Source organism: Ensifer sp. 22521 (genome assembly GCF_052044795.1).
Lineage (GTDB): Bacteria > Pseudomonadota > Alphaproteobacteria > Rhizobiales > Rhizobiaceae > Ensifer.
Genome location: NZ_JBQENM010000014.1, coordinates 65,203 through 89,736 on the forward strand (window position 1 = coordinate 65,203; position 24,534 = coordinate 89,736).

Consider the following 24,534-nt stretch of genomic DNA (forward strand, 5'->3'; position numbering starts at 1 on the left):
GACCGTGAGAATTGCGAAGTCGAGCTTGATATCGCCTGACCGCAATGGTGCCTATGGCACCGTTGCGATTGCGCTGTCGTTCTTCGTCTTCGCCTATTCGTCTCGCTTCGGGCAGGCGTCGATCCTGCTTTACTACGGACTGTGGCTGCCGCTGGTGCTTGTCGATTACCGTCGAGTGCTCGGCAACTACGGCAGGCGTCTGTGGATCCTCGGCTTTGCCGTCTTTGCCTGTCTGTCGGTCTTCTGGTCGGCAGCACCCTCGATGACGGCCCGCACCGGGATCCAATATCTGTCGCATGTCGTTTGCGCCCTGATCGCCATGAGGCTCATCGACATCAGAACGCTAACGCGCGGTGCGATCGCGGGCATCGGGATCGTGCTCGTCTATTCCCTGCTTTTTGGTGTCTACCATCTCGATCCGCTCGACGGCACATACAGCTTCGTCGGCGCCTTCGCCTCGAAGAACCAGCTGGGTTTCTACGCCTCGCTCGGCATCTACTTCGCTTTCATTGCGCCTGTCGCTCTTGGGGAGCGGCGCTTGTGGCTGCTGGCATCCGGCGCGCTCGGGCTGCTTGCGGCCTATTCGCTGCTCGCTTCGCAATCGGCCACATCCGTATTGACCACCGCCGTAATCATCGGGCTCTGGCTTGGCATGCGCGTCGTCGGTCTGCTCTCGCCCGGCCACCGCAAGGGTCTGTTTCTTGCAGCTGTCATCTGTGGGGCGTTGGTTGCTGTCGCGGGCATCTACGGCGGCGGCGTCGATCTGGTGCTTGGCCTTTTCGGCAAGGATTCGACGCTGACCGGGCGCACCTATCTGTGGCAGCAGGGCATCGAAGCGGCCATGGCATCGCCGGTGGTCGGCGTCGGTTATCAGGCCTATTGGGTTCAGGGCTTCTCTGAGGCCGAACGCCTCTGGGAAGAATTCTTCATCTCGACGCGCTCGGGCTTCCATTTCCACAACACCTTCATCGAGGCGATCGTGGAAACAGGTGCAATCGGGCTTGTCCTGCTATCGGGCATTCTGCTGACGACCGTTCTCGGCCATATCAAGCGCCTCTTGACGGAGGACCACGATACCCAGTCCTCGGTGCTCTTCGGTATCGCGATGTTGCTGCTGGTGCGCTCTTTCGTCGAGATCGACATCATGAACCCCTACCATGTCGGGTCGTTCCTGCTCTATTTCGCCGCCGGCAAACTGACCTTGTCGCAACCCCGACCGGATGCGCGCTCGGCTGAGGTTCGCAGAGCGCGGATCGTGCCGCAGGGCATGCCGCAGCTGAGGTGCTGATGGATCGGACCAACGGGGGCGCGATGACCACAATCTACGGGATCCAGTACCTGCGTGCCGTTGCAGCGCTCGGCGTCGTCGTCTTTCATGCGGCCGAGCGCACCGGGCATTATTTCGCGATCGGCGCTGCCGGCGTCGACATCTTCTTTGTCATCAGCGGTTTCATCATGTGGGTGATCAGCGAGCGCAAGCCAATGTCGCCGATCTCTTTCCTGCGTGACCGCGTTCAAAGGATCGCGCCGGTCTATTGGCTGGCGACAGCCGTCATGGTTCTTGGCGGCCTTGCCGGACTTTTCCCCAATCTCGTTCTCAGCCCCAGCCACGTGGTGGCGTCGCTCTTGTTTGTCCCAATGGCCTCTCCAAGCACCGGCGAGGTGTGGCCGGTTCTCGTCCAGGGCTGGACATTGAACTACGAGATGTTCTTCTACGCCGTCTTCGCCTTGACCCTCTTGCTGCCCCGGTCGCGTCGATTGCTGGCGATCACCACATGCTTCCTGCTGCTGGTCGGCTTGGGTTTTGCCATCGACAGCGACATTGCGCTGTTGGCCACCTATACGCGGCCGATCATCCTCGAATTCGTGGCCGGTATGATCATTGCCGAACTGTGGCTGCGGGGCAGGGTACCGGGAAGCAATGCCGGCCTAGTGCTCGTCGCAATCGCGTTTTCAGGTTTTTCGGCGCTGGCCGTGTTTCGTTTGCCTTTCGACGAATTCGTGCTCGGGCCCTTGGCCGTCATGCTTGTCGTCGGCACCTTGGCGCTCGAAAGTCGTGGCTGGTTTCGCCCGCGTGGATTGCCGATGCTTCTCGGCGATGCGTCCTATTCCATCTATCTCTGGCACACCTTCGCCATATCGGTTGTGGTGAAGATCTGTGCCAGGGCGGGTGTCGACCTCGCTCTATCGGCGTTCCTCGCCGTCGTATCGGGAACTGCATTGGGCGTTGCCGCCTATCTGCTTCTCGAAAAGCCGCTGACGCGACGTTTGCGCTCGCGTATCGTACCGAGGCCGTTGCGGCAGGCGGCGTAAGTCTTTTCGGTGCGGCGCCTGAAACGCCGCACCGATTCAGCAATTCATCAGGCGCCCTGGTTGCGACGCGAATGCCAGTTCCAGGCGGTGCGGGTGATATCCGACAGATCGTATTGCGGGACCCAGCCGAGAATGTCGCGTGCCTTGTCGTTGTTGGCGACGAGCGTCGTGGAATCGCCCTCGCGACGTTCGACCCGGTCGATATTGAACTCGCGGCCGGAGACGTCGGCAATCGCCGTCAAGAGCTCCTTGACGGTCGTGCCCGTACCCGTGCCGAGATTGAGCTCGACGCTGTCGCCGCCGGCAAGCAGATATTCGACAGCGCGCACATGCGCGTCGGCCAGATCAAGCACATGGATGTAGTCGCGCACGCAGGTGCCGTCGCGCGTGTCGTAGTCCGTGCCGAAGATCTTGAAGCTTTGCCGGCGGCCAAGGGCAGCGTCGATCGCAAGCGGGATCGCGTGCGTCTCGGGCTCGTGCCACTCGCCGATGCGGCCTTCCGGATCGGCGCCCGCGGCGTTGAAGTAGCGAAGGATCACCGAACGAAGACCCTTGTACTGGCCATAGTCCTTCAGCGCCTGCTCGCACACCCATTTTGTCCGGCCGTAGGGGTTGATCGGCGCCTGGCGGTGCTGCTCGTCGATCGGCACGCTTTCCGGCAGGCCGTAGGTGGCGCAGGTCGATGAGAAGACGAAGGCCTCGACGCCGGCGGCGAGCGCGGCCGAAAGCAGGGTGAGGGTGCCGATGACGTTGTTGTCGTAGAAGGAGACCGGATCCTTGACTGATTCACCGACCTCGATCATCGCGGCAAAATGCAGGATGGCGCGCGGCTTGTGGCGGGCGAGGACCTCGTCGAGCCGCTGGCGATCACGGATATCACCCTTTTCGAGCACGCCCCATTTGACGAATTCCTCGTGACCGTTCGACAGGTTGTCATAGACGACGGGTTCGAACCCCTTGTTGGCAAGTTCGAGGCAGGTGTGCGAGCCGATATAGCCGGCACCGCCGACGACGAGGACTTTGTTACTTTCCATGATGCTTTTCGATCCCTGGGAGGTTCAAAGGAATTGCCGAGTTTTTTCAACGGATAATGACAGGCTTGTCAATGCCGGCCGCAATCAAGCACGTGTCCATGTCGCGTGTGTGGCGTGTCGGCGCAGGGGCGGCTTTTCCACAAAGACGAGATGCTCGGAGCATGTCGAGATCGACGTGAATTTGCACGTCGGGGACAATTATCTCAGCCTTGCCTGCGAGCGAGATGCTTCTTTCCCATCCGTCGAAACATATAGCATATTAATTTCCTAGATTTAATTGATAATGACGCTGGCAGTCGTACCATAGCCTTCGGATTTTCGAAGGAAGGCTCTCATGACGATGAAACTGAAACGGCTTGCGCTCACCCTCGCGACGCTGGCGGCGACCGGCCTGACCCACGTGGGTGCCCACGCCGAAGGCGCGGAGCCGGTAAAAGGCGGGACGCTGATCTATCTGGAGCAGCAAGCCCATACCAATCTCTATCCCCCGGCAGGCGGCTTCTATCCGAACGGCGGTATCCTCAATCAGATCACCGACAAGCTGACCTATCAGAACCCAAAGACGCTTGAGATCGAACCTTGGATCGCCGAATCCTGGACGGTCAACGCGGATGCGACCGAATACACGTTCAAGATCCGTCCGGGCGTCACCTTCTCCGACGGCACGCCACTCGACGCGGCGGCCGTTGCCAAGAATTACGACGTGTTCGGTCTTGGCAACAAAGCACTGAAGTACCCCGTTTCCGAAGTCATCAACAACTATGAGCGCAGCGAAGTCATCGACCCGCTGACCGTCAAATTCTATTTCAAGCGACCTTCGCCGGGTTTCCTGCAAGGAACATCGGTCATCGGCTCCGGGCTTGTCGCCGCCAGCACCCTTTCGCTCCCCTTCGAAGAACTTGGCGATGCGACCAAGATCATCGGCTCCGGCCCCTTCGTGGTCGAGAGCGAGACGATCGGCAAGGAGCTGAACCTAAAGGCGCGCGAAGACTATGTTTGGGGTCCCGCGAAACTCGAGCACCAGGGCCGCGCCTATCTCGATGGCATCACCTATATCATCACCGGCGAAGACAGCGTGCGCATCGGTGCCCTGCTTGCGGGCCAGGCGGATTTCATCCGTCAGGTCCAGGCCTATGACGAGAGCCAAGTCGAGGCGCAGGACTACCAGATCTATGCACCATCGACACGCGGCGTGAACAACAGCGTCGTTTTCCGGCCGGACAATCCGCTCGTGGCTGATGTGAAGGTGCGCCAGGCACTGCTGCACGCGACCGATGCCAAGGAAATCGTCACGACGCTGTTTTCTGCCAACTATCCGCAGGCGACCTCGATCATCGCGTCCTCCGCGCTCGGCTACAAGGATATCTCGGCAAAGCTCGCTTTCGATCCCGATAAAGCCAAGGCGCTGCTCGACGAGGCCGGCTGGTCGGTCGGATCCCACGGCCTGCGCCAGAAGGATGGCAAGGATCTTGTGCTGACCGCTTACGAATCCCTGCCGCAACCGCAGAACAAGGAGACGCTGCAACTGGTCGCCCAGCAATGGGGCAAGGTTGGGGTGAAGCTCAACGTGCTTGCCGGCGATAGTGGTAGCAGGACGGTCGACGATCTCGATCCCCTGAAGACGCCCGTCTCTCCGGCGATGGTCGGTCGCGCCGATCCCGATGTGATCAAGAGCCAGTACTATCCGAAGAACCGCGACGTGCTGCGTCAGAAGGGAGGTCTCAGCGACAAGGTCCAGAGCTTCGTCGACGACAAGCTGAACGGCCTGCTCGACTCCCTGGCCTCCGAGCCGGACCGCGCAAAGCGCCTCGCGATCGCCGGCGAGATCCAGGACTACGTCGTGGACCAGGCCTATGCGATCCCGATCTTCGAGGAGCCGCAGGCCTACGCCGGCGCCCCTTACGTCCAGGGCGTCGCCTTCGAGGCGGTCGGTCGTCCGAGCTTCTACAGCACCTGGCTCGCCGAGCATTGATCGACACGCGGCCACTGCGCTTGCGGTGGCCGCCACTCCCCGAAATTCGCGTGCAGAGGATTGGATCATGTCCGCCTATTTGCTCAATCGCGTCGGACAGGCGCTCTTCGTCCTGTGGGCCGCATTCACGATCTCCTTCGTGCTGCTGCAGGCGATGCCCGGCGACGCAATCCTCATCAAGTTCCAGAACCCCGATCTGGGGTTAACCGCGCAACAGGTCGCCGAAATCCGTGCGTCCTATGCCGGCGACAGCCCCGTACTCGTTCAGTACGTGCAGACGATCGGCAAATTCCTGACCGGCAGCTTCGGTTACTCCGTTCAGGCGGGTGTTCCGGTCAGCAGCTTGCTCGCAGCCCATCTGCCGGCAACGTTGAAGCTTGCCACGCTTGGCTTCCTCCTTGCCTCCGTGCTGGCGATCCTCATCGCCTTCCTCTCCAGCTTGACGCCGTTCACCTGGCTGCGCGGCGCGCTGCAATCGGTTCCTTCGCTCTTCATCTCGATCCCCACCTTTTGGCTTGGGATTATGCTGATCCAGATCTTTTCATTCCGCTTGAAGCTCGTTCCGGTCATCAATCCCGGGCCCTGGCAGGAACTGATCCTGCCCGTCTTCACGCTCGCGGTGCCGATTTCTGCGCCGCTCGCCCAGGTGCTTGTGCGCAACATCGACGAGGTAATGACGCGGCCCTTCGTCGGCGTCGCCCGTGCCAAAGGCGCCAACCGCCAGTGGATTCTCTGGCGGCATGTGGCGAAGAATGCGCTCCTCCCGACACTGACCATTGCGGGCGTGCTCTTCGGTGAACTGATCGCCGGGGCCGTGGTGACCGAAACCGTCTTCGGGCTCAACGGCATCGGCGGCCTTACCGAACGGGCCGTCGGCAGCCAGGATGCTGCCGTCCTCCAGGCCATCGTCGTGCTCTCGGCGCTCGCCTTCGTGATCATCAATCTTGCCGTGGATCTGCTCTACCCCGTGCTCGATCCGCGCCTCAGGACAAAAGTCGGAGCTGCCCCATGACCACCGTCGATACGCTTCACGACGACATTGCTGCGGATGCAAGGCGGCAGACTGAAGGGCGGCGCTCTCGCATGGCCTCAACGCTACGCCGCGTGCCTCCGGGACTGGCCTTGTCCTGGTTCATCCTGGCGACGGCTTTCCTCTGGGCGGTCGCCCCCTCGCTCTTCACAGGCTACCACCCGCTCGAGGGTGTGGGTGGCGCGCAGTTGAAGCGCCCCAGCGCAGAACATCTGCTCGGGACCGATGCTCTCGGACGCGACCTCTACGCACGCATCGTCCATGGAGCCGTGCATTCGCTCACGGGTGCCTTTGTTGCCGTTGGCCTCGGCCTTGTCGTAGGCACCGGGCTCGGCGTGGTCGCCGGCTCCGCCCGGCGTCGATTTGACGATGCGATCATGCGGCTTGTCGACGTTTTCCTGTCGATCCCGCCACTGCTGCTTTCGCTCAGCATCATCATCCTGCTCGGCTTTGGCACGGTGAACGCAGCCATCGCCGTAGGTGTGACTTCGGTCGCCGGTTTCGCCCGGCTGGCGCGGGCCGAAGTTGTTCGCGTGCGGCGCAGCGATTATGTCGAGGCGGCCTTCGGCAGCGGCGGCACGTTTGTATCGGTGCTTTGGCGGCACATCCTGCCAAACTCGCTGACGTCGGTTCTCGCCTTCGCATCGCTGCAGTTCGGCTCGGCGGTCCTGCAGATCTCGACACTCGGATTTCTCGGCTATGGCGCGCCACCGCCGACGCCCGAATGGGGCCTGCTGATCGCAGAAGGCCGCAACTACATCTCGACGGCCTGGTGGCTGACGACGGCTCCCGGCGTCGTGGTTGTTCTCGTCGTATTGGCTGCCAATCGGGTCAGCCAATCCTTCGGAAAGGCCCCAGCATGACCGTGATCCCCAAACAGGTGCCGCCCGTTATCGAAGTCGAGGGACTATGCATAGCCTATGGTGATGGGACTGCGGAACGACGCGCCGTCCACGATGTTTCCTTCAGTATCAATCCTGGTGAAGTCGTTGCCCTGGTTGGCGAATCCGGCTCCGGCAAGACGACGACAGCGCAGTCGATCATCGGATTGCTTGCCGCGAACGGTCGCGTCGAACGCGGCAGCATCAAGCTCAACGGGACGGACATTGCCCGATGGACCGATCGGCAACTGGAAACGGTGCGTGGCGCCAGGATCAGCCTCGTGCCACAGGATCCGGGAAACTCTCTCAATCCGGTCAAGACCATCGGCGCGCAGGTGGGCGAGATCTTCCGGATCCACGGTGCGCTGCGCCCTGACGAGATCGACGATCGCGTCATTTCCCTGCTTGCCCGTGTGGGCCTGAGCGAGCCGGCATTGCGGGCGCGGCAATATCCGCACGAGCTTTCAGGCGGCATGCGCCAGCGCGTGCTGATCGCGATCGCCATCGCCCTGAAACCGCAGTTGATCATCGCCGATGAGCCGACGAGTGCGCTCGACGTCACGGTGCAGAAACGCATTCTCGATCTCATCGATGAATTGCGAGCCGAGTACGGTACCGCCGTGCTTCTGGTGACCCACGATCTCGGCGTTGCCGCCGACCGCGCTGATCGCATCGTCGTTCTCAAGGACGGGCGAATTCAGGAACAAGGCGCAGCCAGCGTCGTTCTCGCCGCCCCGCGCAGCCCTTACACACGACAACTACTTGCGGCTGCACCGTCTTTCGCAAGCCCCGTGTCCAGGCCGGCGGCCAGTTCGGCAGAATCAGGCGCTCACGACGATATTGTCGTCGTCGACGGTCTTGTTCGCGAATTTGCGGGCGAGGGCAAAAGCCGGTTTCGCGCGGTCGACGATCTGAGCTTTCGTGTCCGTCGCGGGTCGACCCATGCGATCGTTGGTGAGTCCGGTTCGGGAAAGACGACGACCATCAGAAGTATCGTTGGCTTCGAAAAACCGACCGCTGGGCGTATCGAAATCGACGGAACAGATCTCTCCCGTCTTGTCGGGGAGGATCTCCGGCAGTTCCGGCGCAAGATCCAGCTCGTATACCAAAACCCCTACGGATCGCTCGACCCACGCCAAAGCATCCTGCAAATCGTGGCAGAGCCGCTGATCAATTTCAGCCGGCTCAAGCGCAGCGATCGCGAGGAGAAGGCGAGGGCGATCCTCTCCCGGGTCGGGCTGCCCGAAGACGCGTTTTCGCGACGACCGCACGCACTTTCCGGTGGTCAGCGCCAGCGGGTCGCGATCGCCAGAGCACTTGTGCTCGATCCTCAGGTTCTGGTGCTGGACGAGGCGGTATCCGCTCTGGATGTGAGCGTCCAGGCGCGCATTCTCGCCCTGCTCCAGGAACTGCAGAGCGATCTCGGCCTGACCTACCTCTTCGTGTCCCACGACCTCGCTGTTGTGCGCCAGATCTCCGACACCGTTTCCGTCCTGAGGGATGGGCGCCTCGTCGATGGTGGGGTGGTTTCTGATGTCTTCGAACATCCCAGCAGCGACTACACCCGCGAGTTGATCAACGCCATTCCCGGGCAAAGCCCCCGGGCCGCTGCCTGATGTGGCGGGAATTATGAACAGGACTGATCCATGACACAGACCACCCCACGCAAGCGCCTTGGCTTTTTCACACGCCTGCTCGACGACGTTCCCGCCGGCACCCGTTATTACTACGCCAAGGAGCAGATCGTGACCGCCGAGCGCTTCGGCTTCGATACGGCCTGGGTGGCCCAGCATCATTTCCATGCGGATGAAGGCGGCTTGCCGGCCCCGTTGGTTTTCCTCGCTCATGTAGCAGCCGAGACGACGCGCATCCGCCTCGGCACGGGTGTCATCACCTTGCCGCTCGAAAACCCGATCCGGGTGGCGGAAGATGCGGCGGTTTTCGATTTGCTTTCCGGGGGCCGCCTAGAGGTCGGATTCGGCACAGGCGGAACGCCGTCGTCCTTTACCGCCTTCGGCCTTGAGAGCGCGGAGCGTGGTGTGGTCTTCGGTCGGCATCTCCAAACCGTGCTCGATGCCTGGGCCGGCCGAGCGCTTGCCGGCGGGGATCGTCTCTATCCCGCAGCGCCGCAACTGCTTGATCGCATCTGGCAGGCAACCTTCTCGGTCGCTGGCGGCGAGCGTGCCGGTCGCGCTGGCGACGGTCTGATGCTGTCGCGCACGCAGCCGCGGTCGCAGGACAAACCGAACGCCTCGTTGGCGGAACTACAGAACCCGATCATCGACGCCTATCTGCATGCGCTTCCCTTCGGTCGCGCGCCCCGCATTCTCGGGTCCCGTAGCCTGTTTGTCGCCGATAGCCGTGCTGAAGCGCTGCGCCTGGCGGAGATCGGGCTGAACCGCGGTGCAGAGCGCTTGATCGCCGCCGGTCACAAGGTTGCCGGCAACTCCCTTGCCGATCTGATCGCCGCATTCGACGTCCATGTCGGATCGGTGGACGACGTCATCGAAAGCCTCAGCCGCGACGAGACCCTGGAGCGCGTGACCGACCTCGTGTTTCAGGTTCACTCCGTCGATCCGCCGCACCCTTTGATCCTGCGTTCGATCGAATTGATCGCGACCAAGGTCGCGCCGGCGCTCGGCTGGTCGCCGCAGGAGAAGCTCCACGCGCGCCGCTTTGGTGCCGTCGGTTGAGACTGAGCACCGATTTCACCCAGTAGAGGAGACAAAGCCATGACCCAAGTGTCGCCAGACATCATCGATCTGCTCGCCGGCATCACCCCGGGATCGAGCCTCGACCGCATACGCGCCCAACGACCGGAAACGCGAGAACAGGCGCAGCAAAGCTATCTCGCGCTTTTTCGACCCAAGGCACCCGGCGAAGTCTCCCTGGAGGAGCGGCAGACAATTGCGAGCTTCATCGCCGGACTTCACCGTCAGCCGGATATCTATGAATTCTACGTCAACCCCCTGGAGGAAAGCGGTACGGACCGGTGGCTTGTCGAGGTGTTGAAGGCGGAGATTGGGGCGGGGCAGGCGACGGGTCCCTACGGCGATTACCCCAAGGGGCCGTTGCGCGTCGAGAACAAGGCAGGTCTGCTTTATCGCGTCTCGGACCCAAACCGCGACGTGCTCGGCGAAAAGCTCTCAGCGGCGCTGGAACATGCCCATCTGCTCGTCTTCCGCCCACGCGAGGCCAGTTCGCAAGCGTTGCAGGCGCTGCTCGACGCCGGCTGGACGACCGATGGCATCGTCACGCTGTCGCAACTCGTCTCGTTTGTCGCGTTCCAGATCCGGGTGATCGCCGGGCTCAGCCTGCTTTCCGCCGCATCGAAGCGTGCCGCCGCATAAGACATCGAGAGGAACCGCGACAATGACTGAACTTGCCATCATACCGGGCGTAGAAAATCCTCCCGTAACCTTCACTCAAGCCGAGATCGGCTGGACGCCGTGGCTCCAGCCCTTGGCCGAGGACGATCTGACCGATCGACATTTCCGCGGGCTTGTCGAGGCAGCGCGCGCAAAGTCTCCCTACTTTCGTCTGCTGGTACGCGATCCGGAGGTACTGGAGGCACGTACGAAGACGGACAAGGACATCTTTTACAATACCCGTACGGGCTTGCCACGCGCGGAGCGCGAACTCGCGGCCACGGCCGCCTCACGGTCAAACGGCTGCATCTTCTGCGCGTCGGTCCATTCGCGCTTCGCGTCTCATCATTCGAAACGAGGCGACGATGTGCAAAAGCTGTTGGATGAGGGGATCGGCGCCGACCTTGGCGAGCGATGGAATGCGATCGTTGCCGCCTCAGTCGCGCTGACTGCGACACCGCCCGCCTTCGGCGATGACCATGTCGCACGGCTGGCTGCGGCCGGCCTTGATGAGTTGGAGATCGCCGATGTGATCCACGGCGCCGCCTTCTTCAACTGGGCGAACCGTCTGATGCTTTCGCTGGGCGAACCAACCCCAGCCAATTGATCAGCGCCGGATTCGGCGGCTAACGTATTTCGCTGGCAATAAGAAAGCCCGCACCCTCGATAGAGGTTGCGGGCCTTTTCATCCGATGTCGGATTAGAAGTTACGCTGCAGGCGGACGAAGCCCGAAACGTAGTCGCGGTCGGTCGTAGCCGTCAGGTCTTCCTGGTTGTACGGAACCGATATACGGGCCGCCAGACCTTCGGTGATCGCGTAGTCGAGCGTAGCCAACGCGCCACTTGTCGAGGTCGTTGTTGAAGTCGTTTCCGGTGCGCAGGCTATGTCTGCGCGCGGTGACGGAGGCAGTTACCGTTGGCGGATTGGGGACGAGTTCGGCGTGTTGACTTGGCTTGGCCCCGAAGCGGATGCCAAGGAGAACGTTCTGTTCGACCAGTGCTGGCCTGTATCGAACAGGTGATGGGCTCTCCTGGCGGATGCGGGTGGACGGGATCTGCCGCCTGATAAGGCGCGCCGCCACATGAAGACGGTCGCCGCACTATCGGCCACCGGTAGCCATTTTCTCGCCGTGAGGCGCGGTCCGGGCGGCCTACTGCGTTGTCGCAACCGGAGGGTCCGCACTGCGCCTAACGACCTTGCCCTCCTCGGCCTTGTAGAAAAACTGGCTTGAGACGAGCCATCCCTTCAGGGGTCGAAGCGGTGGAATACATGTCAAAAGCATGAACGGGCCGGTGACCAGCAGATGCACCCAGAGCGGCGCGCTATACTGAACCTCAAGCCAGACGCCAAGAAGCACGCTTGGCACACAGGCAAAGCAGATGACGAAGAAAGCGGGGCCGTCGGCTGGGTCTGCGAAGGAATAGTCTAGACCGCAGACTTCGCACTCCTTGCGCATCTTCAGGAACCCTTGGAAGAGGTGTCCTTGTCCGCAGCGCGGGCAACGGCCGCGCAGACCGGTCTGCATGGGTGGGATGGGTGGCCAATCGTGATCCGAAGACATAGTCGTTCCTTTCAGGCGTCTCGTCCGGCGCTTCCTGATGTTCGCCGATGTTGCCTGACTATGCGGCCGGCCGTTCCAGACGCCGCCTCAGGTCCAGAGGATTAAGCGCCTGAAAGCATACATTGTCAATTTATTGTATGCATACATTGCTGCGACAATTTCGCCCGCCAGCAGCGCCCTTTTCCTTAGACCACGAGGCTGGATGCCGCGGGGGATTGGCCGAGGAGGTCAGCGATGGTCAACAGGCTGCGGCGCAATTCTTCTTGTGTGGCTGCCGCGCCCAGCCCCAGGCGTACGGCTTCCGGGGCCGGGCCGACGGCAAAGGCGTCACTCGGAACGACCGCGATGCCTGCCGCCTGCAGCCGACCGCTGAACTCGCCGCGGGTCCACGGCCGCGGCAGGCGCAACCAGACATGAAAGGCATGAGGGTCGCTGACGGCCGTACCTTTGGGAAGGACGTTTGCGGCTATCTTTTGCCGAGCGGCTGTTTCGGTGCGGATCGCGCCCAGAACGGCATCGGCCGTTCCGTCCTCGATCCAGCGGGTCGCGATAGCGGCTGTGAGGGGCGAAGCCAGACCGGCGGTTGCCCGGATGGCGCCCTCGATCCGGACCGAACTGCGGCTATCCGGTACGACGAGATAAGCGATGCGGAGCGCCGGCGAGAGGCATTTCGCCAGACCCCCGATATAATAGACGAGATCCGGCGCCAGCGCAGCAAGCGCGGGCGGCGGTGCCACCGGGAGGGCGCCATAAGCGTCATCTTCAATGATCGCCACGCCATGTCGTCTGGCGACGGCGACGATCGCTTCGCGGCGCTCCAGCGAGAGCGTGGCGGTCGTCGGGTTGTGAAGCGTCGGATTGCAATAAAGGGCCTTTAATGTATGCGTCGAGCAAAGCTCCTCAAAGGCTTCCGGAATAAGGCCTTTCTCGTCGATGGCGACCCCCAGCAGCGTGATGCCGAGATGTGCGGCGAGTGCTCGAAGACCCGGGTAAGCAATCGCCTCGGCGCATATGGTGTCGCCTGCCTTGGCCAAACTGCTGAGCGCGGCAAGCAGCGCGCCTTGCGCGCCAGGGCAGACCAGCATGCGCTCGACTTGTACCTCGCCGAGGCGCGGTCTCAGCCAGGCGGCGCCGGCGGCTCTGTTGTGCAGTGTGCCGGCGGGCGCCTGGTAGCGCATCAGAAGGTCGAGTCCGTGCTCAGCCTGAAGCGCTGCCACGTCATCCCAAAGCCGCACAGAAAGGGCGTGATCGTCAAACAACGGTGGCAGATTCATGCTCATGTCGACAATGCCGCTGGTCGCCGGACGGGCGATCTTGGCCCGCCGTGCCTTAACATAGGTGCCCTGGCCGACGCGGCCTTCCACAAGGCCACGGTGCCTCGCTTCGTTGTAAGCGCGGCTAACGGTGGTGAAGTCGATCCCCAGCGCTTCTGCCAGCACACGCTGCGGCGGCAGTCGCATCCCGTCCGCAAGCCGCCCGTCGGTGATGTCCGCGGCAATCGCATCCGCGATCGCGAGATAGAGAGGTCCATCAGCCTTGCGAATGGTGGGGCTCCACGAAATCTGCAAGCGGTCGTCGTTCATCGTAACAATATCCAGCCGTGATAATTGTATGGATATTGCATGTTTCTGCGTTCCAGGCAAGGCATATGGCTGATCAATGACAGGAGATAGGCGCCTGTCAAAGCTCCGGCGCCGCTAGGGTCTGGTGACACTCGTCGTGGCCAGCAGAAGGCCGAAACCCACCAGCAAGGCGCCGAAGACGCGATCGATCCAATGCCGCAGTCGAAGGAGGCGAATACGCACGACACCGGAGGAAAAGAACAAGGCCACCAAGGCGAACCAGACGATATGGGCGGCTGCGATGAAGCCGCCATAGCCGATCTGCGTGAGCGCCGGGGTCGTTGGCTCGACGACCTGCATGAAGAGGCTGACGATAAAGACCGTCGTTTTCGGATTGAGCGCATTGGTGAAAAACCCAGTGCGCAGGGTACCGAGATCGGAAAGCGCCGGAACGTCGAGCTTTTCCAGTAAGCCAGCAGGCTTGGCGCGCAACATCTTGAACCCAAGCCAGATCAGGTAGGCGGCCCCACCAAGCTTCAGGATGCTGAAGAGAAGGATCGATTGCCGGATTAGAAGCCCGACACCCAGGATGGTATAGGCGACATGAACGCAGACACCTGCGCCGATGCCGAGCGCTGTTAAAACGCCGGCCCGTCGGGACAGCAAAAGACTGTTGCGTGTGACCATCGCGAAATCGGGGCCGGGGCTAATGACAGCCAAGATCGTAATGGTGACTACGGCTAACAGTTCCGTCATTGCGTTTCTCGCTCGTTCCGCCGATGTTGCAGAAGCAATAGGCGACAAAGGGCGCGGCGACTAACGATGAATCCTGACGATATTGGTGAGCCTAGCTCACAGATTAACGCCGTTCGCCTGCCACCCATGGCAGCGCTTCGCTGCTTCGAGGCGGCGGCGAGGCTCGAAAGCTTCAGCCGCGCTGCGGAGGCGTTGCATCTAACCCATGGCGCGATCAGTCGGGCAGTCCGTCTCGTGGAGGACGAGTTGGACGTGGCGCTGTTTGAAAGGCGGAGCCGACGCGTCTTCCTGACGGACGCCGGCCGCAAGCTCGCGACCGCCGTGCGCGAGGGTTTTGCTCTCGTCGAGGCGGCCGTCCGGGAGATCAGGGAAGAGGCGAGGGGGCCCGCCCTCGTAGTTTCCTGCGAGCCGACGCTTCTGATGCGCTGGCTCATCCCGCGATTGCCGGATTTTCAAGGGCGGCACCCGGATGTCCCTGTCCATCTCGTTGCCGGGGGCGGTCCGGTAACACTGGGGCGCGGCATAGATCTCGCTATCCGGCGAAACGATTTCCTGCAGACGGGCGCGGTCCATGCGACCCCGCTGTTTCGTGAACGCACCGGCCCGATCTGCCGTGTCGACAAGGTTGCATCTTTTTTTGACCCGCCTGACGCACACCGCCTGCCGGAACTGCGCGCCGATGCGGTACTCCTCCAGTCGCGTAGCCGCCCGGACGCGTGGGAAACCTGGGCAAGGCTCGCCGATTGCCGCACGCTCGGGCGGCGCTCACAGAGTTTCGAGCATTTCTACATAAGCCTTCAGGCCGCGGTCGCCGGAATCGGTGTCGCGATCGGTCCTTGGCAACTTGTACGTGATGACATCGATAGCGGCATTCTCGCCGCACCCGCGGGATTTATCGATGACGGAACGGTCTACCAACTGCTCGCACCAGCAGCCATTATCGAGGAGAGCCCCCACGCCAAACTGCGTGACTGGCTGTTGGAAGCCGCTATCTGAAACGAAGCGTTTTCAATTCTGTTATTTGCATAAAGGGCAACAACGTCATACGTTTACCAGCGAAGCACGCACAACCGGTGATGCCGATCATCCAAAGGATGTGTATGCCATCTGAAATGCAAACCATTCGACCCCGCGGGTCCCGGAGCGGCGCCATGACTATCCTCAAAACCGATCTCGACCACGGGTGCGGCGCGATGCGCCAGTCCACGGTGCTGCGCCGGAAAGCGCTGAACGGGATGGCTCGCACGGTGAAAAAATTGCTGGCGCCGGCAATCACGGCTGGCCTTGTCGCCCTGGCGGCGCCGGCGGTCGGCCACGCCGCGAGTTGCAAGGACTCGGCGGCACCCGGCGCGGATTGGACCGACTGCAACAAGAAAGCGCTCATGCTTGGCGGCAGCGATCTTCAGGGTGCCAATCTGGTCAACACTGATTTCACGTTGACGGATCTGCGGGGCGCGAACTTAACGGACGCCAACCTAGAGAAGGCAACGCTCGTGCGTTCATCCGTGGCGGGAGCCACTGCAAATGGTGCGAATTTCGCAAAAATAGAGGCCTATCGCTGCAACTTTGCAGGCGTCTCGGCCGAGAAGGCTTCCTTCGTCAATTCCGAACTGCAGCGCGCCAACTTTAGCGGCGCGCAGTTGACAGGCACCAGCTTTGAGAAGGCCGAACTCGGACGCGCCAATTTCGATAAGGCGGAACTGACGGGGACCCGCTTCTCGCACGCCAATCTTTCCCGTGCCGATTTCACCAATACGAGCTTCACCGGGCCGATCGACTTCAATGGTGCTTTCATGTTTCTGACGCGGATCGAGGGCGTCAATTTGTCCGAGGCAACAGGACTGGAACAGGAGCAGGTGGATATGACTTGCGGCGACAGTTCGACCAAATTGCCGGCAGGTCTGAGCACGCCGACAGGCTGGCCCTGCGCCTCCGATTAGGACTTTCGCTGCCCTTTGAACACTCGCGGGGTGCGTTTGACCTGAACTTCGGCGAAAGCTCTTAGCGATGACGGCGGGACGGCAGTTTCGCGACTCCGCCGCGCGCGTGCTTCGCGAAATCGACCGGGTCCGCGACGAAAGTGGCACACCTGAAAACGAGCCACTGCATTCCGATCTGGCGTCCGGAAAGCCGTGGCTTATTTTTTGTGCCTGATCCGTACGTGGAAGGCAGCGGCTGATCTATCAACGCTGGGCTGGCAGGGCGGACGGTGCAGATACAGGGCGGGGATGCGTTGCCGCAGCGTTAGCTGTAACAAGCAGTTAATCTGATCTCGGAATTCGTGGTGGCGGTGAAACAAGGCCTTTTAGGATTGCACTGCGTAGTTCGGCTAAATCGACAACCTGACGAGTTTGGCGCGGCCCGCGATCAAGTCCGCAAAGTGATTTATCGTAGCGGAATCGATGCATTGGTTTGAGAGGTCTTCCAATACTCTCGCTACCGCTTCAGCGGTGGAGTCGACCAAGTCTGTAATCCGGGGCGCGCTTCGGAAGGGAGGCTGAAAGCGGAAGTGTGCTTTCATCATCAAGCCAAGCTTCAGCGTAGGCGAAGCCGATATCGCCGTGCCGATCCTGGGTGAATTGCTCGACAATTCGACTATCCCATCAGATGTTGAGAACCGTTGTCATCATTGTCTGCGTTCACCAGGAACCAGAATATCGATCGAACAGCCGAGCGTTTGCAGAACCTGCAACACCTTTCCTATCTGTGCTGTCGGCTTGCCGGCCTCAAGATCGACAATGAACCGGAGCCCGACGCCAGCAACGCCGGCGAGTTCGTCCTGCCGCAAGTTTTGCTCCTTGCGTGCGCTTCGGACCAGGGCGCCGATATCAGATGGAGTTTTAACCCGTTTTGCCATCATTATTTTACCGCTCGGGAAAGTATCAGCATATTGGGTGCTCTGTCGAGATTAATTTTCCCGAACGGGAAAATCAACGCGGCCGCATGATGTTTTTCCGCAGATAATTTCCCGATCGGTAAACTCTATGGCGCTCGGCGCGGCCAATCGATCGATGCGGTTGAGCGGCGCTTCTGGCCGCAACGATATCAGAGATATAAGTTTCGGCGACCGGGCCGTCACGGTCGATGATTTCTTCGAATTCGGCAGGCACCTCGCCGGACAACAGGACCAACCGTAACACTACGACAAGTGCCGCTTTGCGGCGATGGCCAGGCATTCCTTGAAAGCCTCGAGGTCGGTAAAGCGATCGGCCTCAGGCACTTCGCGTTTGATCAGCGCGCCCTCGCGGCGAACGATGCCACCATCCAGCATCAGGTTATCGGCCATGTCGAAATCTTCGATGCTGAGGCCGTCGGCGCCTGCCATGCGTCCGTCGGGGCGCAGTGCAGCTTGGCCTCTGTAATAATCATTCAGGATACGTTCGTAGTAGCTGCGCGAAGTGTTGGTATAGGCATAGACGTGCTTGCCACGGCCGCACATGAAGCCGAGTTCGAACACCGTGCCGACATCGGCACTGATGCCGCGAAACGGCGTCAGGTTGGCGATGATCATATCCGAGGCGAGCATCATGCCCTCGTCGACCGCATAGATTGCTAGGCCACGTTCATGTTTGGTGGGGGCCGGAGGGATTTCGAGATCGCCCGGCACCAGCGGCGTGAAGCCGGCCCTACGCGCCAGAGCCGCCTTCTCCTTCTGGATCTCGACCGCATTGGACAGAAAAACTTCCGGGCCAGCGAGATAGACTTTCACGCTCATTTCTCCTCACGTCTGAAACGGCCAATCTAGGAGTGCAACGCAGCCGCGCCTAGCTGCCGACCAAAACAGGCGCGCTTACCCACGGATTTTTCTCACTTTTTGCCAAACCGATATAGGCGTGGCCGCCGATGTGACGTTGTTCCGGATCACCATGGACAGAAGCGCCGGGCGTCCGCTATGTCTGGCAACCCATCCTACGCAACGATCGAGGCACCATGTCCATCCAAGCTTTGACAACCTATGTCGGCGTCGCTCACCCCTGGATGTGCGACACGATGGGACACTTGAATGTGCGCCACTACGCCGCAATGTTCGACGATGCGAGCTTCCAGCTTCTCGGCCACATCGCCGGCGTGGAGACGGAATCGGGCAGGGGGTGGGCAGACGTGCGCTCCGAGGTCGAGTACAAACACGAAACCAAGGCTGGCGCGCTGATCTCCATCCGGTCGTGCGTCATCAAGCTTGGCCGCTCGTCGGTCACCTTCGAGCAGATCATGTCCGGTACGCTCGACGGCATCGTGCATGCGGTCAACAGGACCACGACCGTACGTTTCGATCTTGAGGCACGCGCGGCCATTGCGTTGGAGCCAGACGCGCGGGCGCGCGCCGAGGCGCTCCTGTCGAGCAACGAGCCTGCACGCGCAGATCAATCGGCATAGACGCGATCTTCAACCGGCGTTTCTGCGATCAGCGTCTGCAAGCCGGCGATCAGCGCCTTCTCGGCGCGGTTGATCGCTTTCTCCGGGTTTGTCAGCATGAAGATGTCGATGGCGGGCGGATTGTCGTAGGGCGGCAGGCGCCACAGAAGCCCGTCCGCCACATCGCGGCGGGCGACATGCAGCGGCAGCGAGCCGACGCCGAGACCCGCGAGCGTCATCCGGCGCACCTCTTCGAGACTTGACGAAACGCCGACGACATTGGCGTTAAGCTTTGCTTCGCTGCGAAGCAGCGCCACAGGCCGGAGCGCGTCGGCGATATGGTCGGTGTGGAACGAAACCGACGTTTCCCCCTTGAGGTCGGCAAGTTTCAATCCGTCCCTGCCGAACAGTCGGTGATGCGGGCCGCAGAAGAAGCCGAAAAACTCCCGGAAGACCATCAGATAGTCGAGCGCCGGATCCCGCACACTGACGAGGCAAAGGCCGAAGGAGGCCCGTTTCTCCCGGACCTGGCGCGTCACCTCGCCGCTCGGCCCGACGTTGATCGTCAGCGTGGCGCGCGGATAGCTACGGTGAAACTCCATGAGCGCACGATCGAAGAGCGGTGAGACCACGTGGCTCGCAACTGCGATCGTAACATGTCCGGTGACGTCGTCGCTGACGCCGCGCACGAGTTGCGGCAGTTGCGAGATCGTGCCGAAGACCTCGACACTCTGCTCATAGAGCAGCTGTCCAACTTCAGTGAGATCGAAGCGAGTCGCGTCGCGCTCGACGAGGCGGCGACCAACACGATCTTCCAGCCGCCGGAGCGCGTTGCTGACGCTCGGTTGCTTGAGGTTCAGCCGCTCGGCCGCGCGCGTGATGCTTTTCACTTCGGCAATCACCACAAAGGTGCGCAGAAGGTTCCAGTCGAGCTCCCAGACGAGCCGTTCCAATCGCGGTGAAATCATTTCTGAAATCTATGCCCTCTATTTCCATTATCTATTTGCGCAATGCTGAAGCAGAAGCAATCATGAAATTCGGAAGGCGCCCCTTGCCAATCCCAAGCGCACAAGAAGGCGCGCCCCAATCCAGAGGAACAAGGAACATTTCATGAAGACCCTATTCTCCGGCCTGCTGGCCGCGACGCTCACCATTGCTGCGACTTTTTCCGCCGTCACGGCTCGGGCTGACGACCTAGAGAACGTCAAGTCCGCCGGCGAACTGAAGATCGCCATGTCGGGCCAGTACCCGCCCTTCAATTTCGTCAACGAAGAAAACCAGGTCGTCGGCTTCGACGCCTCGATCGGTCAGGCAATTGCCGAGCGCGTCGGCGTCAAGGGCACGCTGGTAACGACGGCCTGGGACGGCATCATCGCCGGCTTGCTTGCCAACAAATACGACACCATCGTCGGCTCGATGACGATTACCCCGGAGCGGGAGAAGGTCGTCGACTTCGTCGGCCCCTATTACCATGCCGGCCGCGCCGTCTTCGTCAGCGAAGCATCTGGTGCCCAGAAGCTCGACGAACTCAAGGGCAAGACGCTTGGCGTAACGCTCGGCGAAACCCATGAGAAATGGGCGCGCGAGCAGGGCGGTTGGGATGTCCGCACCTACAAGGGTCTGCCCGAACTGCTGATGGAACTGAAGAGCGGCCGCGTCGATGCGATCGTCGTCGACAACATCCCGGTGATGGTTGCCGTCAAGGAGACCGGCGAGAAGGTCCGCCGTCTCGAAACGCCTGATATCGAAGGCGGCAGCGTCGCGATCGGTATCGCCATCCGCAAGAACAATCCGGAACTGAAGGCGGCAATGCAGAAGGCACTCGAGGACATGCTGGCAGACGGCTCCTACGAGAAGATCGCGATGCAATGGGTCGGCAGCGACATCCGCTGATCCCCTACGCTTCCGTCTCTCCGGCCGCCGCATGAGCTGCGGCCGGAGATCATGAGTTTGCCTTCCGGAGTTTCCCCATGGACGTTTCGCTGGTGCAGCGCGTCTTCCCGTTTTTCGTGGAAGCGGCGTGGATCACGATCGAGATCTCGGTACTTGCGCTTGCGCTTGGCCTCGTCGTTGCGTTCCTGATTTCAGCGGCGAAGATGTCGCGCTCGTTCCCTTTGCGCGCCTTCGGCACCGCCTATGTCAGCTTGTTTCGCGGCACGCCCTGCCTCATCCAGCTTTTCGTGCTCTACTTCGGTGGCCCGCAGATCGGTATCAATCTGGAGCCCTTCGCGGCCGGCGTCATCGGCCTCGGCCTCAACATCGGCGCCTATATGGCAGAATCCATCCGCGGCGCCATCCTGTCGGTTGACCGTGGGCAAACGGAAGCCGCCCGGTCGATCGGCTTCAGCCGGTTCCAGACCATGCGCAAGGTCGTGTTGCCGCAAGCCGCGCGTCTCATGATCCGCCCGCTCGGCGTCAATGCCGTGGCGCTCGTCAAGGGATCGGCGCTGGTCTCGACGATCTCGGTGGTCGAACTCACCTACACCGCGCAGCGCTACATCGGCTCGACCTACAAGCCGTTCGAGATCTTCGGCGTGGCCGCCGTGCTCTACATGCTTATCGTCTATGTCGTCGCGCGGATCGTCGATCTGCTTGATCGACGCTACGCCATAGCCTGAGGGAGGTGCGCCATATGCAAGGTCTCGATTTCAGCGTCGTTCCACCCTATGCCGATATCCTCTGGATGGGTGTCTGGTGGACGGTCGTTCTGACCATTTCCGCCGCAGCGATCAGCTTCATCTTCGGCATCGTTTTCGCCCTCGTCGTGCTCTATGCCCCGAAAACGGTCGCCCTTCCGGTGCGCGGCTTCATGTGGCTGTTCATGGGCACGCCGCTGCTGTTGCAGCTGTTCCTGATCTACTACGGCCTCGGGCAACTGGGCTTCAAGATACCGGCACTGATCGCCGGCATCATCGGCCTTGGCCTGCACTTCGCCGTCTACAATGCCGATATCCTTCGTGCCGGCATCGTGGCGGTCGATGCCGGGCAAACGGAGGGGGCCCGCAGCCTTGGCTTTGGCCGGATGCAGACGTTGCGCTACTTCATCGTGCCGCAGGCGATCCGCAACACCATTCCAGCCATGGGCAACAACCTGATCGTGCTCCTGAAGGAATCCTCGCTCGTCTCGATCATCGGCATTGCCGAACTGGTGCACGCAGCGCAGCTCGCGATCAGCGAGACATTCCGGCCGTTCGAATTCTACATCACGGTTGCCGCCCTCTATTACATCATCAATCTCGTCCTCGAAGCGGGTCTGCGCCAGGTCGAAAAGAACGTGGAGGTCTCCCGATGACCGCTCTAAAACCCATGGTCGAAGTCAAGGGCGCCCGCAAAAACTACGGCGCGCTGGAGGTCCTGAAGGGCATCGACCTCTCCGTTGCCCGAGGGCAGATTGTCGCGATCATCGGCCCGAGCGGGTCGGGCAAGAGCACGCTCTTGAGATCGATCAATCACCTGGAGACGCTGAATGGCGGCGAGGTCTGGCTCGATGGCGTAAAGGTCAACCAGAACCTGAAAGGCCAAGCCTTCGAACGGCACATCAATGCGGTGCGCCAGCAGATGGGTATGGTGTTCCAGCACTTCAATCTGTTCCCACATCTGACAGTGCTACAGAACATCACCATGGGCCCGATCATCCTGAAGGGCATGGGAAAGGCTGCGGCGCGTGAACTCGCCATCGAGCTTCTGTCGAAGGTGGGGCTCAAGGATAAGGTCGACGCCTTTCCGTCGCGGCTTTCCGGTGGACAGAAGCAACGCGTCGCGATCGCCCGGGCGCTCGCCATGCAGCCGAAGGTAATGCTCTTCGACGAGGCCACCTCGGCACTCGACCCGGAACTGGTCGATGAGGTCAACGCCGTCATGAAACAGCTCGCAGCCGAGCACATGACCATGCTGATCGTCACCCACGAAATGCGCTTTGCCGGCGAGGTCGCCGATCGCGTGCTGTTCATGGATGGCGGGGTCGTCGTCGAGCAGGGGGCGCCAAGCGAGATTTTCCGCCAGCCGACGCAGGAGCGCACCCGGGCGTTCCTCAAGAAATACCTGGCAGCGTGATGGGTGCCATGATGGAAAAAAGCAACCACTACCCGGATTTCGGCCTGACGCCGCAACAGCGCCGCGAGGCGGTGCTCGGTCACTATTACGAATATCCGGGCATGGACGGCGAGCGCGGTGAGATCTGGTGCTACACCGATGGCTATGCCTATCCGCCCGGTGCCACCGCGCGGCTACAAGTGAGCTCTTCAGCTTCACGGTTCTCGCTCGAAATTACGCGCGATGGAGCGACGGAGACGACGGTTTTCAAGCGCGACGGCCTTGCGGCCCGCTGGCAGGAAACGCCGGACCAATGTTCAGTCATCGGCTGCGGCTGGGAAACGAGCTTCGAATTCAAGATCGCCGAAGACTGGCCGTCAGGCGCCTATCGCATCACGCTGAGAGCCGAGGGCAGGGATGGCGCGCCGATCCATTGCCATCACCTCTTCATCGTCCGGCCACTCGCCGGTCGCAAGCCGGGCCGCGTGTTGCAGGTTGCTGCCACCGGCTCCTGGACCTCCTACAATACCTGGGGCGGGTCCAACCACTATCAGGGCATCACCGGCCCCAACCGCGATCAATATGCGACGACCGTCAGCATCGAACGTCCGTTCTGCCGCGGCTTCGTCGTGCTGCCCCCGGATGCTCCGCGGGTGCCTTTAGAAATCTATGCGCCGATGGCGGTTGCTCCGCGCTATCCGCACATGGAATGGGCCTATGCCAACGGCTATTCCAAGAAATATGCCTCGTCCGGCTGGGCGAGCTATGACAGCCACTTCTTCCGCTGGGCGGAACGTCAAGGTTATGCCGTCGATCTCGCCAGCCAGCACGAGCTTCATTTCAACCCGGAGATCCTCGACGGCTACGATTGCGTCGTCTTCGTCGGCCATGACGAATACTGGACTTGGGAAATGCGCGATGCGGTCGACAACTATGTCGAACGCGGCGGAAAGGCGGCCCGCTTTGCCGGCAACTTCATGTGGCAGACGCGCCTCGAAGACGGCGGCAAGCGCCAGGTTTGCTACAAATACCGCTCACGGGCCGAAGACCCAGCCTATCGCTCGGCAGATCCGACGCGCACCAGCGGCTCCTGGGAAGCAGCCGAGATCGGCCGGCCTGGGGCGGCGACATTTGGGCTCAACGCCACCCGCGGCCTTTATGTCGGCTGGGGCGGTTGCGCCCCGCGTGGTGCGCGGGGCTTCCCGGTCTATCGGCCCGAGCATTGGGCCTTCTCCGGAACGGGCATCTATTACGGCGATATCCTCGGTTCGGAAGGCCATGCGTTTGGTTACGAGGTTGATGGCCTCGACTATATTATCCGTAACGGCCTGCCGGAGCCGACGGAGGACAGCGGCGCGCCCGAGGGCCTCGAAATCCTCGCGCTCGGTATGTCGTCGCTGAAGGAAGAAAGCGCCGACATTCCCGCAGACGACCAATTCCTTTCGGATGCCGACGCAAAATTCGTCGCCGAAACGCTGATCGGCGACACTGCCCCTGCGGCCGTCGAACGCGTTAAGCGCGGCTGCGGCATGATCGTAAACTTCCCGCGCGGCAAGGGCGAGGTGTTCCACGCCGGTAGCTGCGAATGGGTGGCGGCCCTCAAGCGCGGCGATGCGATGGTCGAGCGCGTCACCGCCAATGTTCTCAATCACTATCTCACTCGCTGACAGA

General features: G+C 61.4%; 26 protein-coding genes and 1 pseudogene. 18 read left to right on the forward strand and 9 right to left on the reverse strand.

Annotated features, from left to right (window positions below):
• Window positions 1-4 precede the first annotated feature (4 nt).
• Window positions 5-1,288 carry an O-antigen ligase family protein gene (locus ACTJKE_RS21890; protein WP_113512385.1) on the forward strand — a complete coding sequence of 428 codons (1,284 nt, stop codon included), beginning with the start codon at window positions 5-7 and terminating at the stop codon, window positions 1,286-1,288.
• A gap of 23 nt (window positions 1,289-1,311) precedes the next feature.
• Window positions 1,312-2,313, forward strand: a complete 1,002-nt coding sequence (locus ACTJKE_RS21895) for an acyltransferase family protein (protein ID WP_440692351.1) — start codon at window positions 1,312-1,314, stop codon at window positions 2,311-2,313.
• Between the two features lie 47 nt (window positions 2,314-2,360).
• Here ACTJKE_RS21895 and galE read toward each other — a convergent pair whose 3' ends face one another.
• Window positions 2,361-3,347, reverse strand: coding sequence for a UDP-glucose 4-epimerase GalE (gene galE / locus ACTJKE_RS21900; protein WP_057249491.1), 987 nt, complete (start codon window positions 3,345-3,347; stop codon window positions 2,361-2,363).
• A gap of 334 nt (window positions 3,348-3,681) precedes the next feature.
• Here galE and ACTJKE_RS21905 point away from each other — a divergent pair, with 334 nt between their 5' ends.
• The 7 genes from ACTJKE_RS21905 to ACTJKE_RS21935 all read left to right on the forward strand — a co-directional run bounded on the left by ACTJKE_RS21905 (window position 3,682) and on the right by ACTJKE_RS21935 (window position 11,205).
• On the forward strand, window positions 3,682-5,319 hold the full coding sequence (locus ACTJKE_RS21905; RefSeq protein WP_440692353.1) for a TIGR04028 family ABC transporter substrate-binding protein: 1,638 nt from the start codon (window positions 3,682-3,684) through the stop codon (window positions 5,317-5,319).
• A 67-nt stretch (window positions 5,320-5,386) separates the two neighbouring features.
• On the forward strand, window positions 5,387-6,331 hold the full coding sequence (locus tag ACTJKE_RS21910; protein ID WP_440692355.1) for an ABC transporter permease: 945 nt from the start codon (window positions 5,387-5,389) through the stop codon (window positions 6,329-6,331).
• Entirely contained in the window at window positions 6,328-7,212 is an 885-nt protein-coding gene (locus ACTJKE_RS21915) for an ABC transporter permease (RefSeq protein ID WP_058326921.1), read from the forward strand. The genes ACTJKE_RS21910 and ACTJKE_RS21915 overlap by 4 nt, the downstream gene beginning before the upstream one ends.
• The gene (locus ACTJKE_RS21920) at window positions 7,209-8,846 is read left to right on the forward strand and encodes a dipeptide ABC transporter ATP-binding protein (protein WP_440692357.1); all 1,638 of its coding nucleotides are present in this window, start codon (window positions 7,209-7,211) and stop codon (window positions 8,844-8,846) included. Before ACTJKE_RS21915 ends, ACTJKE_RS21920 begins: the two co-directional genes overlap by 4 nt.
• A gap of 30 nt (window positions 8,847-8,876) precedes the next feature.
• Window positions 8,877-9,923 carry a putative FMN-dependent luciferase-like monooxygenase gene (locus tag ACTJKE_RS21925; RefSeq protein WP_440692359.1) on the forward strand — a complete coding sequence of 349 codons (1,047 nt, stop codon included), beginning with the start codon at window positions 8,877-8,879 and terminating at the stop codon, window positions 9,921-9,923.
• A 39-nt stretch (window positions 9,924-9,962) separates the two neighbouring features.
• Window positions 9,963-10,580, forward strand: coding sequence for a CMD domain protein (locus tag ACTJKE_RS21930; RefSeq protein WP_440692361.1), 618 nt, complete (start codon window positions 9,963-9,965; stop codon window positions 10,578-10,580).
• 22 nt (window positions 10,581-10,602) lie between these two features.
• Window positions 10,603-11,205 carry an alkylhydroperoxidase domain protein gene (locus ACTJKE_RS21935; protein WP_058326925.1) on the forward strand — a complete coding sequence of 201 codons (603 nt, stop codon included), beginning with the start codon at window positions 10,603-10,605 and terminating at the stop codon, window positions 11,203-11,205.
• A gap of 93 nt (window positions 11,206-11,298) precedes the next feature.
• Here ACTJKE_RS21935 and ACTJKE_RS21940 read toward each other — a convergent pair whose 3' ends face one another.
• From ACTJKE_RS21940 to ACTJKE_RS21955, 4 genes are all read right to left on the reverse strand, one after another.
• Window positions 11,299-11,433, reverse strand: a complete 135-nt coding sequence (locus tag ACTJKE_RS21940; RefSeq protein ID WP_440692363.1) for a hypothetical protein — start codon at window positions 11,431-11,433, stop codon at window positions 11,299-11,301.
• Between the two features lie 316 nt (window positions 11,434-11,749).
• Window positions 11,750-12,160, reverse strand: coding sequence for a DUF983 domain-containing protein (locus ACTJKE_RS21945; protein WP_058326927.1), 411 nt, complete (start codon window positions 12,158-12,160; stop codon window positions 11,750-11,752).
• A 185-nt stretch (window positions 12,161-12,345) separates the two neighbouring features.
• A complete protein-coding gene (locus ACTJKE_RS21950; RefSeq protein WP_192495724.1) occupies window positions 12,346-13,743 on the reverse strand; it encodes an aminotransferase-like domain-containing protein in 1,398 nt (465 codons plus the stop codon).
• A 114-nt stretch (window positions 13,744-13,857) separates the two neighbouring features.
• Window positions 13,858-14,478, reverse strand: a complete 621-nt coding sequence (locus ACTJKE_RS21955) for a LysE family translocator (protein ID WP_440636207.1) — start codon at window positions 14,476-14,478, stop codon at window positions 13,858-13,860.
• 126 nt (window positions 14,479-14,604) lie between these two features.
• On the opposite strand from ACTJKE_RS21955, the gene ACTJKE_RS21960 reads away from it, so the two are divergent.
• The 3 genes and pseudogenes from ACTJKE_RS21960 to ACTJKE_RS21970 form a co-directional block, all read left to right on the forward strand.
• Window positions 14,605-15,474, forward strand: coding sequence for a LysR family transcriptional regulator (locus ACTJKE_RS21960; RefSeq protein ID WP_440692365.1), 870 nt, complete (start codon window positions 14,605-14,607; stop codon window positions 15,472-15,474).
• Between the two features lie 239 nt (window positions 15,475-15,713).
• Entirely contained in the window at window positions 15,714-16,418 is a 705-nt protein-coding gene (locus ACTJKE_RS21965; protein WP_440636416.1) for a pentapeptide repeat-containing protein, read from the forward strand.
• A 55-nt stretch (window positions 16,419-16,473) separates the two neighbouring features.
• Window positions 16,474-16,632, forward strand: a pseudogene (locus ACTJKE_RS21970) (hypothetical protein); the annotation flags it as partial.
• A 290-nt stretch (window positions 16,633-16,922) separates the two neighbouring features.
• Here ACTJKE_RS21970 and ACTJKE_RS21975 read toward each other — a convergent pair.
• The 3 genes from ACTJKE_RS21975 to ACTJKE_RS21985 form a co-directional block, all read right to left on the reverse strand.
• Window positions 16,923-17,069, reverse strand: a complete 147-nt coding sequence (locus tag ACTJKE_RS21975; RefSeq protein ID WP_440692407.1) for a HipA N-terminal domain-containing protein — start codon at window positions 17,067-17,069, stop codon at window positions 16,923-16,925.
• A 35-nt stretch (window positions 17,070-17,104) separates the two neighbouring features.
• The gene (locus tag ACTJKE_RS21980) at window positions 17,105-17,335 is read right to left on the reverse strand and encodes a helix-turn-helix transcriptional regulator (protein WP_440636201.1); all 231 of its coding nucleotides are present in this window, start codon (window positions 17,333-17,335) and stop codon (window positions 17,105-17,107) included.
• Window positions 17,336-17,617: 282 nt separating this feature from the next.
• Complete coding sequence (locus ACTJKE_RS21985) at window positions 17,618-18,193, reverse strand: nucleoside 2-deoxyribosyltransferase (RefSeq protein ID WP_440636199.1); 576 nt, start codon at window positions 18,191-18,193, stop codon at window positions 17,618-17,620.
• Window positions 18,194-18,408: 215 nt separating this feature from the next.
• Here ACTJKE_RS21985 and ACTJKE_RS21990 point away from each other — a divergent pair, with 215 nt between their 5' ends.
• On the forward strand, window positions 18,409-18,852 hold the full coding sequence (locus ACTJKE_RS21990; RefSeq protein ID WP_440692367.1) for an acyl-CoA thioesterase: 444 nt from the start codon (window positions 18,409-18,411) through the stop codon (window positions 18,850-18,852).
• On the opposite strand, the gene ACTJKE_RS21995 is transcribed toward ACTJKE_RS21990, so the two are convergent.
• Window positions 18,840-19,799, reverse strand: coding sequence for a LysR family transcriptional regulator (locus ACTJKE_RS21995; RefSeq protein WP_440636197.1), 960 nt, complete (start codon window positions 19,797-19,799; stop codon window positions 18,840-18,842). The two genes, ACTJKE_RS21990 and ACTJKE_RS21995, sit on opposite strands and share 13 nt — an antisense overlap.
• Before the next feature lie 142 nt (window positions 19,800-19,941).
• Here ACTJKE_RS21995 and ACTJKE_RS22000 point away from each other — a divergent pair, with 142 nt between their 5' ends.
• From ACTJKE_RS22000 to ACTJKE_RS22020, 5 genes are all read left to right on the forward strand, one after another.
• On the forward strand, window positions 19,942-20,724 hold the full coding sequence (locus ACTJKE_RS22000) for an ABC transporter substrate-binding protein (protein WP_440692369.1): 783 nt from the start codon (window positions 19,942-19,944) through the stop codon (window positions 20,722-20,724).
• A gap of 77 nt (window positions 20,725-20,801) precedes the next feature.
• A complete protein-coding gene (locus tag ACTJKE_RS22005; RefSeq protein ID WP_058326939.1) occupies window positions 20,802-21,449 on the forward strand; it encodes an amino acid ABC transporter permease in 648 nt (215 codons plus the stop codon).
• 14 nt (window positions 21,450-21,463) lie between these two features.
• The gene (locus tag ACTJKE_RS22010) at window positions 21,464-22,123 is read left to right on the forward strand and encodes an amino acid ABC transporter permease (RefSeq protein ID WP_065375936.1); all 660 of its coding nucleotides are present in this window, start codon (window positions 21,464-21,466) and stop codon (window positions 22,121-22,123) included.
• A complete protein-coding gene (locus tag ACTJKE_RS22015; protein WP_058320917.1) occupies window positions 22,120-22,884 on the forward strand; it encodes an amino acid ABC transporter ATP-binding protein in 765 nt (254 codons plus the stop codon). Before ACTJKE_RS22010 ends, ACTJKE_RS22015 begins: the two co-directional genes overlap by 4 nt.
• 8 nt (window positions 22,885-22,892) lie before the next feature.
• Complete coding sequence (locus ACTJKE_RS22020; RefSeq protein WP_440692371.1) at window positions 22,893-24,530, forward strand: N,N-dimethylformamidase beta subunit family domain-containing protein; 1,638 nt, start codon at window positions 22,893-22,895, stop codon at window positions 24,528-24,530.
• Window positions 24,531-24,534 lie beyond the last annotated feature (4 nt).

Coding starts and splice junctions, on each gene's coding strand:
- ACTJKE_RS21895 (WP_440692351.1), top strand. CDS start 1,312: ATGACCACAATCTACGGGATCCAGTACCTGCGTGCCGTTGCAGCGCTC.
- galE (WP_057249491.1), bottom strand. CDS start 3,347: ATGGAAAGTAACAAAGTCCTCGTCGTCGGCGGTGCCGGCTATATCGGC.
- ACTJKE_RS21905 (WP_440692353.1), top strand. CDS start 3,682: ATGACGATGAAACTGAAACGGCTTGCGCTCACCCTCGCGACGCTGGCG.
- ACTJKE_RS21910 (WP_440692355.1), top strand. CDS start 5,387: ATGTCCGCCTATTTGCTCAATCGCGTCGGACAGGCGCTCTTCGTCCTG.
- ACTJKE_RS21915 (WP_058326921.1), top strand. CDS start 6,328: ATGACCACCGTCGATACGCTTCACGACGACATTGCTGCGGATGCAAGG.
- ACTJKE_RS21920 (WP_440692357.1), top strand. CDS start 7,209: ATGACCGTGATCCCCAAACAGGTGCCGCCCGTTATCGAAGTCGAGGGA.
- ACTJKE_RS21925 (WP_440692359.1), top strand. CDS start 8,877: ATGACACAGACCACCCCACGCAAGCGCCTTGGCTTTTTCACACGCCTG.
- ACTJKE_RS21930 (WP_440692361.1), top strand. CDS start 9,963: ATGACCCAAGTGTCGCCAGACATCATCGATCTGCTCGCCGGCATCACC.
- ACTJKE_RS21935 (WP_058326925.1), top strand. CDS start 10,603: ATGACTGAACTTGCCATCATACCGGGCGTAGAAAATCCTCCCGTAACC.
- ACTJKE_RS21945 (WP_058326927.1), bottom strand. CDS start 12,160: ATGTCTTCGGATCACGATTGGCCACCCATCCCACCCATGCAGACCGGT.
- ACTJKE_RS21950 (WP_192495724.1), bottom strand. CDS start 13,743: ATGAACGACGACCGCTTGCAGATTTCGTGGAGCCCCACCATTCGCAAG.
- ACTJKE_RS21955 (WP_440636207.1), bottom strand. CDS start 14,478: ATGACGGAACTGTTAGCCGTAGTCACCATTACGATCTTGGCTGTCATT.
- ACTJKE_RS21960 (WP_440692365.1), top strand. CDS start 14,605: ATGGCAGCGCTTCGCTGCTTCGAGGCGGCGGCGAGGCTCGAAAGCTTC.
- ACTJKE_RS21965 (WP_440636416.1), top strand. CDS start 15,714: ATGGCTCGCACGGTGAAAAAATTGCTGGCGCCGGCAATCACGGCTGGC.
- ACTJKE_RS21980 (WP_440636201.1), bottom strand. CDS start 17,335: ATGGCAAAACGGGTTAAAACTCCATCTGATATCGGCGCCCTGGTCCGA.
- ACTJKE_RS21985 (WP_440636199.1), bottom strand. CDS start 18,193: ATGAGCGTGAAAGTCTATCTCGCTGGCCCGGAAGTTTTTCTGTCCAAT.
- ACTJKE_RS21990 (WP_440692367.1), top strand. CDS start 18,409: ATGTCCATCCAAGCTTTGACAACCTATGTCGGCGTCGCTCACCCCTGG.
- ACTJKE_RS21995 (WP_440636197.1), bottom strand. CDS start 19,799: ATGATTTCACCGCGATTGGAACGGCTCGTCTGGGAGCTCGACTGGAAC.
- ACTJKE_RS22000 (WP_440692369.1), top strand. CDS start 19,942: ATGAAGACCCTATTCTCCGGCCTGCTGGCCGCGACGCTCACCATTGCT.
- ACTJKE_RS22005 (WP_058326939.1), top strand. CDS start 20,802: ATGGACGTTTCGCTGGTGCAGCGCGTCTTCCCGTTTTTCGTGGAAGCG.
- ACTJKE_RS22010 (WP_065375936.1), top strand. CDS start 21,464: ATGCAAGGTCTCGATTTCAGCGTCGTTCCACCCTATGCCGATATCCTC.
- ACTJKE_RS22015 (WP_058320917.1), top strand. CDS start 22,120: ATGACCGCTCTAAAACCCATGGTCGAAGTCAAGGGCGCCCGCAAAAAC.
- ACTJKE_RS22020 (WP_440692371.1), top strand. CDS start 22,893: ATGATGGAAAAAAGCAACCACTACCCGGATTTCGGCCTGACGCCGCAA.